12 protein-coding genes and 2 tRNA genes are annotated in these 14,300 nt (G+C 69.9%); 10 read left to right on the top strand and 4 right to left on the bottom strand.

Translation table 11 applies throughout. The features are described from left to right. Positions 1-16: 16 nt before the first annotated feature. From rimM to rsmI, 6 genes are all read left to right on the top strand, one after another. A complete protein-coding gene (gene rimM, locus CYFUS_RS23130) occupies positions 17-538 on the top strand; it encodes a ribosome maturation factor RimM (RefSeq protein WP_095992173.1) in 522 nt (173 codons plus the stop codon). Beyond that, positions 538-1,272 (top strand): tRNA (guanosine(37)-N1)-methyltransferase TrmD, encoded by a 735-nt coding sequence (gene trmD / locus CYFUS_RS23135; RefSeq protein WP_095987206.1) that lies wholly within the window; start codon positions 538-540, stop codon positions 1,270-1,272. The genes rimM and trmD overlap by 1 nt, the downstream gene beginning before the upstream one ends. A 122-nt stretch (positions 1,273-1,394) precedes the next feature. Next, positions 1,395-1,787, top strand: coding sequence for a 50S ribosomal protein L19 (rplS, locus tag CYFUS_RS23140; RefSeq protein WP_002625297.1), 393 nt, complete (start codon positions 1,395-1,397; stop codon positions 1,785-1,787). Positions 1,788-1,883: 96 nt separating this feature from the next. Continuing rightward, entirely contained in the window at positions 1,884-3,830 is a 1,947-nt protein-coding gene (locus CYFUS_RS23145; RefSeq protein ID WP_095987207.1) for an ATP-binding protein, read from the top strand. A 42-nt stretch (positions 3,831-3,872) separates the two neighbouring features. Continuing rightward, on the top strand, positions 3,873-4,256 hold the full coding sequence (locus tag CYFUS_RS23150) for a YraN family protein (protein WP_095987208.1): 384 nt from the start codon (positions 3,873-3,875) through the stop codon (positions 4,254-4,256). An 8-nt stretch (positions 4,257-4,264) separates the two neighbouring features. Next, positions 4,265-5,095 carry a 16S rRNA (cytidine(1402)-2'-O)-methyltransferase gene (gene rsmI / locus CYFUS_RS23155; RefSeq protein ID WP_095987209.1) on the top strand — a complete coding sequence of 277 codons (831 nt, stop codon included), beginning with the start codon at positions 4,265-4,267 and terminating at the stop codon, positions 5,093-5,095. 11 nt (positions 5,096-5,106) lie between these two features. On the opposite strand, the gene CYFUS_RS23160 is transcribed toward rsmI, so the two are convergent. The 3 genes from CYFUS_RS23160 to CYFUS_RS23170 all read right to left on the bottom strand — a co-directional run bounded on the left by CYFUS_RS23160 (position 5,107) and on the right by CYFUS_RS23170 (position 9,069). Beyond that, positions 5,107-6,330: a hypothetical protein gene (locus CYFUS_RS23160; RefSeq protein ID WP_095987210.1), complete on the bottom strand. Its 1,224-nt coding sequence runs from the start codon at positions 6,328-6,330 to the stop codon at positions 5,107-5,109. A 119-nt stretch (positions 6,331-6,449) separates the two neighbouring features. After that, complete coding sequence (locus tag CYFUS_RS23165; protein ID WP_095992174.1) at positions 6,450-7,475, bottom strand: M23 family metallopeptidase; 1,026 nt, start codon at positions 7,473-7,475, stop codon at positions 6,450-6,452. Between the two features lie 178 nt (positions 7,476-7,653). After that, a complete protein-coding gene (locus tag CYFUS_RS23170) occupies positions 7,654-9,069 on the bottom strand; it encodes a sigma-54-dependent transcriptional regulator (protein ID WP_095987211.1) in 1,416 nt (471 codons plus the stop codon). Between the two features lie 139 nt (positions 9,070-9,208). Here CYFUS_RS23170 and murJ point away from each other — a divergent pair, with 139 nt between their 5' ends. The 4 genes from murJ to CYFUS_RS23190 all read left to right on the top strand — a co-directional run bounded on the left by murJ (position 9,209) and on the right by CYFUS_RS23190 (position 13,525). Continuing rightward, entirely contained in the window at positions 9,209-10,912 is a 1,704-nt protein-coding gene (murJ, locus tag CYFUS_RS23175; RefSeq protein WP_198316710.1) for a murein biosynthesis integral membrane protein MurJ, read from the top strand. 250 nt (positions 10,913-11,162) lie between these two features. Then, positions 11,163-13,178 (top strand): S1 RNA-binding domain-containing protein, encoded by a 2,016-nt coding sequence (locus CYFUS_RS23180; protein ID WP_095987212.1) that lies wholly within the window; start codon positions 11,163-11,165, stop codon positions 13,176-13,178. Positions 13,179-13,289: 111 nt separating this feature from the next. After that, positions 13,290-13,363 (top strand) — tRNA-Met (locus CYFUS_RS23185). An 88-nt stretch (positions 13,364-13,451) separates the two neighbouring features. After that, a tRNA-Met gene (locus tag CYFUS_RS23190) sits at positions 13,452-13,525 on the top strand. A gap of 56 nt (positions 13,526-13,581) precedes the next feature. On the opposite strand, the gene CYFUS_RS23195 is transcribed toward CYFUS_RS23190, so the two are convergent. After that, a complete protein-coding gene (locus CYFUS_RS23195; protein WP_095987213.1) occupies positions 13,582-14,283 on the bottom strand; it encodes a 2OG-Fe(II) oxygenase in 702 nt (233 codons plus the stop codon). Between the last annotated feature and the right edge of the window lie 17 nt (positions 14,284-14,300).

Consider the following 14,300-nt stretch of genomic DNA (forward strand, 5'->3'; position numbering starts at 1 on the left):
CAAGCCTCATCTCGAAATGGGCTACGTGGCCCGGGCCCATGGGCTCAAGGGTGAAGTGGCCGTGCGCCCCTTCGATCCCGCCTCCGAGTCGCTCGATTACGTCGAGCGCGTGCTCGTGCGCACCCGCGCGGGCCAGGAGCGGCTGTTGCGCATCGAGTCCGTGCGGCCCACCCCCAAGGAGACCCTCGTGGTCTTCGAGGAGGTGGAGCGCCGCGAGGACGCCGAGGCCCTGGTGGGCGCCACCGTGCTCGTCTTCCGCGAGGACCTCGAGCCTCCCGAGGAGGACGAGTACTTCCAGGGCGATCTGGTGGGTCTCACCGCGGTGGACGAGGCCGGCAACGTGCTCGGCCGCGTGGAGGAGCTCTGGGACACCGGCGAGGTGCCCAACCTGGTGATCCGCGCCGAGGGCCGTGAGGAGCTCGTCGTGCCCTTCGCCGACGACTTCGTCTCCACCGTGGACATCCCGGGTGGGCGGCTCGTGGTGAAGCCTCCGGAGTACCTGGAGGTGGGCGGAGGCGGACCGGAAGAGGAGGCGTGATGTACCCCGTGGAGGTGCTCACCCTCTTTCCCGACAGCGTCCTGGGCTACCTGGGCGCGAGCATCCTCGGCAAGGCACGCGAGAAGGGCCTGCTGGGCGTCACCGTCACGCACATCCGCGACTACGCCGAGGGCAAGCACCGCGTCACCGACGACGCCCCCTACGGCGGCGGCGCGGGCATGGTGATGAAGCCCGAGCCCCTGGTGGCCGCGATCGAGGCCGCCCGGAGCCGCGCTCCCGCGGGCGCCAAGGTCCTGCTGATGAGTCCCCGGGGCCCGACCTTCACCCAGGCCCGGGCGCGTGAGCTTGTCCGGGAGCCGGGGCTCATCCTCGTGTGCGGCCGCTACGAGGGGGTGGACGAGCGCGTGATGCCCTTCCTGGATGGAGAGGTGTCGCTGGGCGACTTCATCCTCACCGGAGGCGAGGTGGCCGCCCTGGCCGTGGTGGACGCCGTGGCGCGGCTGCTGCCCGGGGTGCTCGGCAACGAGTCCTCCAGCATCACCGAGAGCTTCGAGGAGAACCTCCTGGAGCATCCGCACTACACCCGGCCTCCCTCCTTCCGGGGAGCCGAGGTGCCCGCCGTCCTCCAGTGTGGGGATCACGCGCGGATCGCCCGGTGGCGGCGCTGGCACGCGCTGCGGCTCACCCAGGAGCGGCGGCCGGATCTGTTCGCTCGCCTGGAACTGGGCAAGGCGGACGTGAAGCTGTTGCAGAAGAAAGAGGAGGAGTTGTAGTCCTTCCGGTGGTTTCCAGATCCGGGTGGTGCTTTGCGGGCTTGTCCGCCCCCCGGCTCTCTGGTAGGACGGCCCGCTCTCAAGTTTTCGTACCGCCAGTCCAAGCTTTTCTGGAGTGAGTCATGCGTCGCAGCGCTATCGAGTACGTGGAGGCCAAGAACCTCCGTCAGGACGTCACCGCTTTCCAAACGGGTGACTCGGTTCGAGTTCACTGGAAGATCAAGGAAGGCGACAAGGAGCGCGTGCAGGCCTTCGAGGGTCTCGTGATCCGCAAGACGCGGGGCTACAACCGCGCCACCTTCACCGTGCGCAAGGTGTCCTTCGGCGTGGGCGTGGAGCGCATCTTCCCGGTGCACAGCCCCCGCTACGAGAAGATCGAGGTCCTCACCCGCGGTCACGTCAACCGCAACCGCCTCTTCTACATCCGCAACCTCAAGGGCAAGGCCTCCCGCGTGGAGAGCCAGGAGGACGCGGAGATGCGCCGCGCCGCCAAGGCCCACCAGGCCAAGGCCTGAGTCGACTCCGGCCTGCCCGGCCGGTCTCTTTTTGGGGAGCGCCCGTTCAGGGACGCTCCCTTTTTTCATATCCGCACGCGCTAGAATGGGGGGCGCATGCACTTCGTTGAGCTCGCCGTCCAGAATGTCCGGGGGTTTTCCCCCGCCGGCCGTTTCGCCCTGAAAACCGGGTACTTCGTGCTCAAGCCGCCCACGGCGGAGCCGAGTCCGCTGTCCGGGTTGACACTCGCGTTGCTCTACGCGGATGGCCGAGGCGGGGATGCCGCCTTCTCCGTCTCCGCGCAGAAGCCGGGCAAGGGCGCCTTGACGTTCGTGGGGCAGGACACGCTCACCTACCGCGTGCTGCGGGAGATGGGCGGAGGGGGCACGCTGCATCGGCTCAACCCCACCACGAAGCAGCCCGAGCTCGTGACGCAGGACACCGGCGAGGCCAATCAGTTCCTCCGTGGTCAGGCGGGGCTGCCGCCGCGCACCACCTTCGAACAGCTCTTCACCCTCCAGGCCGCGCAGCTGCCCTCGCGTCGGCCCCGCTCCGGCGGACGCTCGATGTCCACTCCGGGCATGCCCGCCGCGAGGACGCTGTCCTCCCCGGGCATGCCCGCCGTGCGGACGAGTTCCTCGTCGGGCCTCGCCGCCGCGCAGTCGGTGCTGCCCGCCTCGGACATCCCCGCCGCCGAGGCCAGGCAGCGCGAGTTGGAGAAGGAGCTCGTGCTCTGCAAGGAGGTGGACAACCTCCAGTTCGAGGTGGACGGACTCAACTCCCAGGTCTTCAGCCTGGAGTCGAAGCTGCGCAGCACCGAGCCGCTCAAGGAGAAGGTGCGCGAGGCGGAGGCGCTGTGGAACGCCGAGCCCACCCCCGAGTCCATGGGCCTGCCCGCGGACATCGTCGCGCGCGCCGAGCGCTATGGCCGGGTCCTCGCCCGGCGCGACGAGGCGCTCGCGCGGTTGATGTCCGAGAAGGAGGTGGCCGACGAGGAGGCCGCGCGTCTGCCCGACGTGGAGCCCCTGGTGCGCAACCGCAACTTCTGGATCGCCGTGGGCGTGGGCGTGGCGTGCCTCATCGCCAGCTTCTTCGTGCCCAAGGCGGTCCGCTACGTGGCGCTGTTGGACGTGCCCGCCTTCGGCTTCGCCGCCGTGCTCGCCCTGCGCTTCGTGGAGGAGCTGCAGGACAAGGATCGGGTGGCGCGCCGGGGCGAGATGTTCGTCGCGCGCGAGAAGAAGATCGCCGAGGAGTTCGAGGCCGAGGCGGGCCCCGTGCGCAAGGCCATGGAGGTGTTCGACGTGGACACCCCCCAGGACATCCCCCCGCGCCTGCAGCGCCGCGAGCAGCTCGGTTCCACCGTGGCCGAGCTGCGCACGCAGCTCATCTCCCAGGAGAAGCACCCCGACTTCATCGACGCCGCAAACCAGCTGCCCATCATCCGCCAGCAGATCGAGCTGCTCAACGCGCAGATCGAGCAGAAGGGCTCCTTCGTGCGCGACCTGCGCGAGGTGGAGCGCGAGCTGAGCCGGATCAAGGACTCCATCGCGCTCGCGCGCAATCCGCACATGGCCGGGGGTGCCGTGCCGGGCATGGAGACGGCCGCCCACGGTCCGCAGGCCCTGGAGGATCCCTCGCCCCAGTTGCTGGGGCTCGCCGGAGATCTGCTCGCCACGGACATCCAGGCCGTCATGGGGCTCGCCCGGGAGCGGTGCGTGCAGTACTTCAGCGCGCTCACCGAGCGCCGCTACACCGGCGTGGAGTGGGATCGGGATGGACGCACCTCCGTGCTCGGGGCCTCGGGCCGGCGCCTGCCGCTGAGCGAGCTGCCTCCTCGCGAGGTGGATCTCTTCTTCCTGAGCCTCCGGCTGACGTTGGTGGAGAAGGTGTGCGCCCGCGTGAAGCTGCCGCTCATCGTCGAGGACGCCTTCATCGGCGTGGACGAGTCCCGGCTGCCCCTGCTCGGCCGGATGCTCAAGCACCTGGGCACGATCACGCAGGTGCTCCACGTCACGCCGCTCGCGGGCTTCCCGCAGCTGTCGGACGGGACTGTCAATCTGTAGCGCACGAGGCCCCGAGAGGCGGGGCCGCCGGGGAGGGTGGGGATGGAGCGGGAAGGGACGAGGGGCGAGCGCAAGCAGTACGGGGACGAGGGCGAGGAGGCCGCGGTGCGCTTCCTGGAGACCCAGGGCTATCGGGTGCGGGCGCGCAACTACGCGTGCCGCCACGGAGAGCTGGACGTGGTGGCCGAACGCGGGGATACCGTGTGCTTCGTGGAGGTGCGGATGCGCTCCACGGCGGTGTGGGGAGACCCTTCCCACACGGTGTCCTTCGCCAAGCAGCGCAGGGTCGTGAAGGCGGCCATGCACTACCTGATGGCGCACGGCGTGCGAGATCGGGAGCTGCGCTTCGATGTCATCTCGGTGGTGGGCCGCGGCGAGCGCGCGACGGTGGAGCACCTGCCGGGCGCCTTCGACGCCGGCATGTGAGGCTGTCGATGTCGGGAACGCTCTATCTGGTGGCCACGCCCATCGGGAACCTGGGGGACGTGTCCTCGCGGGCACTCGAGACGCTGCGGCAGGTGGCCTTCGTGGCCTGCGAGGACACGCGGCACTCGCGCGTGTTGTTGGAGCACTTCGGCATCGCCGCGGACACGGTGAGCCTGCCCGCCTTCGCCGAGGGCCAGCGCGCCGGTCGCATCCTGGATCGGCTGGTGGCCGGCGAGGACTGCGCGCTGGTGACGGACGCGGGCAGCCCCGGTATCAGCGATCCCGGCGAGAAGCTGGTGGCCGAGGCGCTCGAGCGCGGCGTGAAGGTGGTGCCCGTGCCCGGTCCCACGGCGTTGGTGGCGGCCTTGAGTGCCTCGGGCCTGCCCACCGGGCGCTTCCACTTCCTGGGCTTCCTGCCGCGCAAGGGCCCCGAGCGCCAGGCCATGCTGGAAGAGGTGGCCCCTCTGTCCGCCACGCTCGCCCTCTACGAGTCACCGCGCCGACTGGCCGAGACGCTCTCCGACTTGCGCGACGCGCTGGGCGAGCGGCGCGCGGTGGTGGCGCGCGAGTTGACCAAGGTGCACGAGGAGTTCGCTCGCGGCACGCTCGGCTCGTTGGGCGAGCGCTACGCGGCCGAGGAGCCCCGGGGAGAGGTGGTGGTGTTGGTGGAGGGGCGCACCGGCGAGCACCGCTGGAGCGAGGAGGAGCTGCTGCGTGCGCTGGAGGCGGGGCTCGGCCGGGGCGACAAGCTCAAGCCCCTGAGCACCGAGCTGGCCCGCCGCGCCGGTTGGTCCGGTCAGGACGTGTACCGGCTCGGACTCGGGCTCAAGAAGCGCTGAAGGCGCCTCTTTCAGAAGGTGAAGTTGATCGTCGCGCTGAAGTGCAGATCCCTGCTCCCGACGGCGTAGAAGCGCCCCCCGGGCTGATCCCAGGTGGGATTGAAGTTGGGATTGCGGTCCTCCGGCTTGTTGGCGACGTCCAGGAAGTCCACCTTGCCATCGTCGTTGGTGTCCCGGCCCACGGACTCGGCCGTGAGGGCGTGGTCCGTGTTGTAGAGGAACGAGGCCGTGCCGCGGAACGAGATGTACTCGTTGAGCTGGAACGTCGCGCCGAGCTGTCCTCCCAACTGGAGGTACTCCGAGGAGTAGAGCAGCTTGCCCAACGCACCGCTCAGCTCGTTGTAGTAGCGGCCCGCGGACACGAAGTTGCTCACGACGCGCGCGTCCAGCTTGAGCATGCGCGCGGACCGGTCTCCAACCTGGAACTCCGAGCCCATCGTCACGCCCACCACGTGCGGCGCCTGGATGCCGGTCTCTCCTCGGCTCCACCCGGGCTTGCCACAGTTCTCCGGGGTGCCCATGCCCAAGGTGTTGTCGCAGTTGGAGTAGGCAAACGGGCCGCGGACCGGGATGGTGTAGGCCACATTGAAGTAGGGCTCGGCCAAGCCGATCTTCCGCGAGAGCGCCGTGGACAGAGTGTACTTGTGCACCCGGTCCCCGACCGTCGTGCGGTCGGTCGCCGCGGTGTCGTAGCTCGGATCGAACGCCGGAGCCGTGGGCGCCTCGTAGTTGAGGCGCGCCACCCACGTGGGCTTGGTGTCGTCCTTGCGCTGGTTGAAGATGGCCCACCCAAGGCCGAAGCGCGCGTTGCCCAGACCCCAGCGGTACACTCGCAGACCCCTGGAGAGGTCGATGTCGGAGATGTCCGCGCGTGGGCCTTGCTCGGCTCTCGGGCGGTTCCAGTACTCGTTCTGCAGGAGCACCAGCGGTAGGCCGAAGGAGAACTCCACGTCCCGGGAGATACCCACCGCCAGGTCGAGGTTCAGCCGGGCCTCGTATCGCCCGTACTCCAACGCATCGCGGAGCTGGGGCGTGGCACTGCCGTCGGGAGTGGCGACGGACGTCTCGCGCACGATCCTCGAGTTGCGCTGTGCGTACTCGACGCCCGCGTCGATGAAGAGCCCGAAGGGATCATCATCCTCGAAGGAAGAAGCGACGCGGGTGATGTCCGCCGCCGTGGCGGCGAAGGGCACCCCCAGCGTCAGGACGGCGGCAACGGCGCGAAGCCTGGACATCCGACCTCCGTTAATCACACCCCCCGGCAAGCACACCCAACCGCCTAACCCCCGGGAAATGTTGAGAAATTTCGGGGACGCTAGCCGCCGGGCACGGGGGTGTCAAGAAACGGATGCGGTCAATTGCCCGCGCCCCCCGAGCCGGCCATCGCCGTGGCCCCGAGCAGCCCCTCCTGCCGGCGCATCTCGGTCTCGAAGGCGGCGCGCTGGGACGCCGGGAGCGAGCGCCGGTAGGTGCGGTGGTTCTCGTAGGGGTCCAGGATGCGCTCGTTGGCGGCCTCGAGCTGGTAGTGCAGGTGAGGCGCGAAGGAGCGGCCGCTGTTGCCGCTGCGGCCCAGCACGCTGCCCACCGCGATCCGGTCTCCCACCTTGAGCGAGCGCGGCAGCTCGTCCATGTGCAGGAAGAGGGCGTGGCGGTGCTTGCCGCCCACCTCCTCGAGGTCGATGCAGTTGCCGTTGAAGCGGAAGGCCCAGTTCTTGCGCCGGACAATCCCGGTGAAGGGCGCCTTGATGGGCGTGCCCACGGGCGTCTTGAAGTCCACGCCCTTGTGCTTGCGGCCATCGCGCAGGAGCGACGTCACCTGCTCGTAGTCGTCCAGGGGCGAATTCACCAGGCGCAGCTCCAGCTCCTCGCCGCTCGGCAGGTAGTAGCGGGCGTTCTTGTCGCTCGCGGCCTGGAAGCGGTAGGCGCGGTGCGTCTGGCCCGTCTTGCCGCTGGAGAAGCGCACCGCGTGCACGAGGGGCTCCTCGTTGGAGCGCACCTCATAGAGCACGTCCAGGGTGTCCCCGCGGCGGATGTCTCCCGGCACGTCCACCCACCACACCAACGTGCGCGTCACCACCTGGGCGAGCGCGGGACCCACGGCCGCTCCGGCCGCCGCGACGACGGCCGTCTCCAACGGGCCCTCCACGCGGATGGTGGCTCGCGACAGCTCGCCGGGGACGGCGGGCACCGCGCCCGGGGGTGGGGTGGCGGGTATTGGATCCACCGTCGTGGGGGCCAGGGGAGGCACGTCGGGGTTGGTCGAAGACGGAGTGGCGGCGAGCGCCCCGGCCTTCGCGGGATCCTCGGCCCCAGCCTTCTCGGGGGAGTCCCCGGCATCGGCCGAGGGCGGCGAGGCGGGCCGGTGCTTCCACCACCACACGCCTCCGGTGCACAGACCCAGAAGCAATGAGAGACCTATCACCGGCCCCAGGGGGCTTTTCTTCGGTTGAGGTCCAAGGGTGGGAAGAGGCGGCCGCATTCAGGCTCCCAGAGGGTGAAGAGGGGGGTGGCGCGGGGACCGGAACCGTTGATTTCGCGGCGATATTTCGCCACCGGCCTCAGTCCTCGGAGCCGTCATCCCGCCCATCTTGGGCGGTCGTGTCGCGCAGGCCAAATTCCTTCATTTTCGTTTGAAGGGACTTGCGGCTGATTTGCAGCAATCGGGCCGCCCGGGTGACGTTGCCGCCTGTCTCCTCGAGGGCCTTGGTGATGAGATCCTTCTCCAGCTCGGCCGCCTTCATGCGGACGATGTCCTTGAGGCCCCCTTCGCCCGGAGGCGTCTCCGCGAGAGCGGCCGGGGAGGCGGGCACTGGAGAGGAGGCCTGGCGCACCGGCTCGGGCAGATCCTTCGCGGTGATGAGCGGCCCATCGGCGAAGAGCAGCACGCGCTCGATGAGGTTCTCCAGCTCGCGGATGTTGCCGGGCCAGTTGTAGGCCTGCAGCAGCACGAGCGCGTCGTCGGCGATGCCCTCGATCTTCTTGTTGAGCTTGCGGTTGTACTTCTCCACGAAGTGCGTCGCGAGCATGCGGATGTCGCCCCGGCGCTCGCGCAGGGCGGGCAGGGTGATGGGCACCACCGCGAGCCGGTAGTAGAGATCCTTGCGGAAGCGTCCGGCCTCGATCTCCGCCTGCAGGTCGCGGTTGGTGGCGGCGATGAGGCGCACGTCCACGCGCGTCGTCTTGATGCCGCCCACGCGCTCGAACTCGCCCTCCTGGAGCGCGCGCAGGAGCTTCACCTGCATCTCCACGGGAATCTCGCCGATCTCGTCGAGGAAGAGCGTGCCCCCGTCGGCCAGCTCGAAGCGGCCGGGCTTGGAGGTGACGGCGCCGGTGAAGGCCCCGCGCTCGTAGCCGAACAGCTCGGACTCCAGGAGGTTGTGGGGGATGGCGGCGCAGTTGATCTTGATGAACGGCTTGTCCCGGCGGCTGGAGGCGCCGTGCAGCGCGGAGGCGATGAGCTCCTTGCCCGTGCCGCTCTCGCCGGTGATGAGGACGGTGGAGGGGGTGTCCGCCACCTTGTCGATGATCTTGAAGACGTCCTGGAGCTGGGGCGACTCGCCGATGATGGCGGCGCGGGCCTTGGCATCCGCGCGCACCGAGCGCTGGGCCACGACGTGGGCCTTGGCGGCCTTGGCGATGGCGGCCGAGAGCTCGGATTGATCGAAGGGCTTGGTGACGTAGTCGAAGGCGCCCGCCTTGATGGCCTCGACGGCGGAGTCCACGGTGCCGTGAGCGGTGATGATGATGACGGGCACGTCGGGGTTGGCGGCGTTGACGGCGCGCAGGACCTCCATGCCGCCGGCCTTGGGCATGACGAGGTCGGTCACCACGATGTCGGCGCCGTTCTTGTGGAACTCGGCGAGGCCCTGCTCGCCATCGGCCGCGACGGTGACGTCGAAGCCGTCCCGGCGCAGCATGGCGGCGAGCACCTTGCGGAGGTTCGTCTCGTCGTCGATGACCAGTACTTTGGGCATGGGAGGTCGCGGCGCCGGGGGGCCGACGCGAAGCGGTTGACCATCGCGGTCCGTTGGGGGGAGCGTCAAGGGAAACCCGGGGGGGCAAGGGAGTTCGGGCTTCAAGCCCGTGAAGGCGTCGACATAGAGTGCGGCCGTCTTGACCGTTCCCTCTCCTGGCTCCGAAGCTCCCGTCTCCTCTCCTCCTCCTCGTCCCACAGTACAGGGTCGCGCCGCCAAGGGCGGTGGCGCGCTGTTCGTCGCCGCGGGCATCCTGGCCTCGAAGCTGGTGGGCCTGGTGCGCGAGGTCTTCATCGCCTACTTCCTGGGCAATGGGATGGCGGCGGGCGTGTTCAAGGCGGCGCTGCGCATCCCCAACTTCCTGCAGAACCTCTTTGGCGAGGGGGTGCTGTCCGGCTCCTTCATTCCCGTGTACGCCGGGCTGCTCGGCAAGGGGGACGAGAAGGAGGCGGACCAGGTGGCGGGCGCGGTGTTCGGCCTGCTCGCGCTGACCACCGCGGTGATGGTGGCGCTGGGCATGCTGGCCACGCCGCTCTTCGTGGACACCATCGCCGCGGGCTTCGAGGGGGAGGCGCGGCGGATGACCATCCGGCTGGTGCGCATCCTCTTTCCCGGCACGGGCCTGCTGGTGATGTCCGCGTGGTGCCTGGGCGTGCTCAACAGCCACCGCAAGTTCTTCCTGTCCTACGTGGCCCCGGTGGTGTGGAACCTGGCCATCGTCACCTCGCTGGTGGGCGCGGGGCTGAGCGGGCTCGCCGAGGAGTCCCTGGTGGTGGTGCTCTCCTACGGCGTGGTGGTGGGCTGTGCCCTGCAGTTCCTCGTGCAGGTGCCCTCGGTGTTGCGGGTGCTCGGCCACTTCCGGCCCCACCTGTCCACGGCGAGCGAGTCCGTGCGCCAGGTGCTGCGCAGCTTCGCCACGGTGGTGCTCGGCCGCGGCGTGGTGCAGATCAGCGCCTACGTCGACACGTCCTACGCCTCGCTCATCGCCGTCCGGGCGCTGTCCACGCTCACCTACGCGCAGACCCTCTACCTCATTCCGGTGAGCCTCTTCGGCATGGCGATCTCCGCGGCGGAACTGCCGGAGATGTCCCGCGCGGCCGGGGCGGGCGAGGCCGTGGCGGGCAAGCTGCACGCGCGGCTGGAGGCGGGCTCGCGCCGCATCGCCTTCTTCGTGGTGCCCTCGGCGGCGGCGCTGCTCTTCATCGGCGACGTGGTGGCGGCGGCGCTCTTCCAGTGGGGCCGGTTCACCGCCGCGGACACGCGCTACCTCTGGTACGTGCTGATGGGGGCCTCGCTGGGCCTGGCCGCCTCGGCGCTGGGGCGCCTGTACGCCTCGACCTTCTACGCCCTCAAGGACACGCGCACGCCCCTGCGCTTCGCCACGCTGCGCGTGGTGCTGGGCGCCGCCCTGGCCTGGTTCCTGGCGCTGCGGCTGCCGGGGCTGCTCGGCCTGCCCTCCCAGTTGGGCGCGGCCTTCCTGCCCCTGGCCGGGGGGCTGATGGCCTGGTTCGAGGCGCTGATGCTGCGGCGCACGCTCGCCTCCCTGATTGGTCCCGTGCCCCCGCCCGAGGGGATGGTGAAGCTGTGGGGAGCGGCGCTCGCGGCGGGTCTGACGGGCCTGGGCGTCAAGGTGGCGCTGACCCACCTGCTGGGTCCCACCCCCCGGGTCCTGACGGAGTGGGGAGGGAGCGTCCTGCCTCCGCCCCACCTGCACCCGGTGCTCGTCTTCCCCCTGGTGGTGCTGCCCTTTGGCCTCGTCTACTTCGCCCTCACCAGCGCCCTGGGCGTCCCCGAGGCCAGGGCGGTGCTCCAGCGGGTGTTGCGGCGCAAACGATCCGCCTAGGCCATGCCCCGCTCGCCTGGAGTCCGGGGGCGGGTGCGGAGCAGGCGGGCATGCCCCCTCGGGGAGGGGGAGGGATGGACCTCGTGTCCGCCCGCGTTATGGGGGGATTCAAGGCCGGAGTGCGGAAGATGACCAGATGCGTCTTCCGTCCAGACACGGCGCGTGTGTAGAGTGCGCCGCCTTTTTCCCCCAGCGGGGGGGCATGGTCCCCCAGCGCTGGATTTCGATTTCGTTCAGGAAGGTCCCCGCAGTGAGCGACGAGAAGAACGGTTCCGTGGGTTCTGGTGGCGGCGATGGGGCAGGGGGCTTTGGCCCCAAGAAGCCCAAGGCCACCTTTGGTGACGTGATGCTCGGCATTCCCGCGGGTCGTGGCGGCGAGCGCGAGGAGCGCGGTGGTCGCGGCGACAAGGACCGCCGTTCGGATCGCCCGCGTGGCGAGCGCGAGGCCGCTGCCCCCAAGCCCACGGGCGAGGCGGGAAGCAAGCCGCAGGGGGCGCCCCGCGAGGAGCGCCGTCCGCGTGGTGAGCGTGGTGGCCGCGGCGGTGGCGGTGGCGAGCGCCAGCAGGGCCCCATGGTGGTGGTCAAGCGCGCCTCGGGCGCGGTGGAGACGCGCGGACCGGTGACCCCGGCCCCGGCGGCGTCGTCCGAGCCCACCGCCGAGGCGGCCCCCGAGGCCTCGGCCGCTCCGACGCCGGCCCCCGTGACGCCCAAGGCGCCCGTGGTGCCCGCGCCCTCCAGCGCGCTCTACGAGGAGGTCCCCGAGGACAAGTCCTTCGCGGAGATGTTCGAGGCGCAGCAGAAGGATGGCGGCGTGCCGGGCCGGCGCTCGGTGCGCGTGGGTGAGAAGGTCACCGGCACCATCTTCCAGCTCGGCGCGGACACGGCCTTCGTGACGCTGTCCAACGCCAAGAGCGAGGCGATGATCGAGCTGCGCGAGCTCAAGGACGACGAGGGTGTGCTGCGCTACGGCGTGGGGGACACCATCGAGGCGCACGTCATCGAGGCGGGCGCCCGGGGCATCCTGCTCAGCCGCGCGCTGGCCAAGGGCAGCGCCAACATGGCGATGCTCGCCGAGGCCCGCTCTTCCGGCATGCCGGTGGAAGGCCTGGTGCTCAGCGTGAACAAGGGAGGCGTGGAGGTGGCGATCGGCGACGTGCGCGCCTTCTGCCCCATCAGCCAGCTGGACATCCGCTTCGTGGAGAAGCCGGACGCCTTCATCGGCGAGAAGCTCACCTTCCGCGTCACCGAGGTGCGTGACCGCAACGTGGTGCTCTCGCGCCGCTCGCTGCTCGAGGACGAGCAGAAGCAGCTGGCGGCCAAGACGCGCCAGACGCTGGACGTGGGCAAGGTCGTCAAGGGGAAGATCACCGGCGTGCGCGACTTCGGCGCCTTCGTGGACCTGGGCGGCGTGGAGGGGATGATCCCCGTCTCCGAGATGTCCTACATGCGCGTGGCCCACCCGAGCGACGTGGTGAAGCAGGGCGACGAGGTGGAGGTGGAGATCCTCCGCATGGAGCCCGGCCAGCCCAACTCGCCGGACAAGTCCAAGCAGAAGGAGCGGATCACCCTCTCCATGCGCGCCCGCCAGGAGGATCCCTTCAAGACGGCGCTCTCGGAGATCAAGGAAGGCGACCGGCTGCAGGGCAAGGTGGTGCGGTTGCAGCCCTTCGGCGCCTTCGTGGAGCTGCGCCCGGGCGTGGATGGCCTGGTGCACATCTCCGCGCTGTCCGAGCGCCGCATCGCGCACCCGCGCGACGCCGTGAAGGAGGGCGAGGTCATCTGGGTGCAGGTGGAGAAGATCGACGCGAACGACAAGCGCATCGGTCTGCGCCGCATCTCCGAGGAGGAGGCCCAGCGCCCCGCCGAGGAGCGTCCGGCGGCCGCCGCCCCCGAGGAGAAGAAGCCGGCCGAGCCCGCGGCGCCGCGCCCCAAGGTGGGCCAGGTGGTGGTGGGCAAGGTGGATCGCATCGAGCCCTACGGCGTGTTCCTCGCGTTCCCGGGCGGCAAGGGGCTCATCCCCGCCTCCGAGACGGGCACCGAGCGCGGTACGGACCTGCGCAAGAAGTTCTCGCTCGGCCAGGAGCTGAAGGTGGCCCTGGTGGACATCGACGCCTCCGGGAAGATCCGCCTGTCCATCACCGCCGCCGAGCGCGCCGAGGAGCGCGCCGAGGTCGAGGCCTGGACGAAGACCCAGCAGCCCGTGGGTGGCGGCAAGAAGGGGCTCGGCACGTTCGCCGATCTCTTCAAGCAGAAGCTGGGCAAGTAGTTCGTGCCCCGAGCGCGCGGGAGACACGGGGAATCCCAGACGTGTCTCCCGGCGTTCGATCAAAAGAGTTGACGGTCCAGGGGGAGGGCGGTACTAAGCCTCTCACTTCGCCGCGGGGTGGAGCAGCCTGGTAGCTCGTCGGGCTCATAACCCGAAGGTCGCAGGTTCAAATCCTGCCCCCGCAACTTGACAGGCCAGAGACCCTGTCGAAATCAGGTGACAGGGTCTCTGGTGTCTGACAAAGAGAAGCGCAACAAAGGCAGCAAACGGTATCGCGGGGTGGAGCAGCCTGGTAGCTCGTCGGGCTCATAACCCGAAGGTCGCAGGTTCAAATCCTGCCCCCGCAACTCGAAGACGAAGCCCCGTGGACGATGAGTCCACGGGGTTTTTTCTTTTCCGGGCCTCAGCTCCCGCGAGCGCGGTGCTCCTCGAGATACGCGGAGAAGCCCGCCTTGGATTGGATACGGAACGCGGGCAGCCGCGCCAGCGCCTCGGGAGCGAACGCGTACTGCTCGCACACGAGGCTCGCCCGGAGCGCGCCCTCGGGGCCACCGGTGAAGGGCTGGACCTCGTGCGTCAGGTCGCCCCGGAAGTGCACCAGCATGCCCGGCCGCGGACGCACCTCGCCCAGCGCGAGCTGTCCCCGGGAGAGCACCAGCGCGCCGCCCTTCGCGCCCCCGGGCACGTTCAGGTAGAGCACGCTCACGTGCTCGGGCGTCGCGCCCGGCACGCCGCTGGGCTCCTGCAGGGTCGCGTCGATGTGCCGGCCCACGCCCCGGCCCGCCTCGAGCAGCAGCAGGTTCAGATAGAAGGCGTTGGGGCGGCGTCGCTCGGGCCGGGGGCCGAGGAGCCGCTCGCGCCACGGCAGGAGCCCCCGCCAGCTCCGGGGCTCCAGTATCCGGGCCAGGTAGTCGCGCAGGAAGGGGAAGCGCTCCTCGAGCGTGGACCGTCCCGCTTCCGTGAAGATGAGGGCGAAGCCGCGGCTGCCCTGGAAGGTGCCCATCAGGGGGCTCCTCGCCACGAAGCGCGAGGCGAGCAGGGCGCCGCGTAGGGACTCCAGCGCCTCCTTCGGCAGGGCGCCGCGATGGGTGACGTACTCGCTCACCTCCGCGAGTCTACGCG

Origin of the sequence: Cystobacter fuscus, assembly GCF_002305875.1 — a bacterium.
GTDB lineage: Bacteria > Myxococcota > Myxococcia > Myxococcales > Myxococcaceae > Cystobacter > Cystobacter fuscus_A.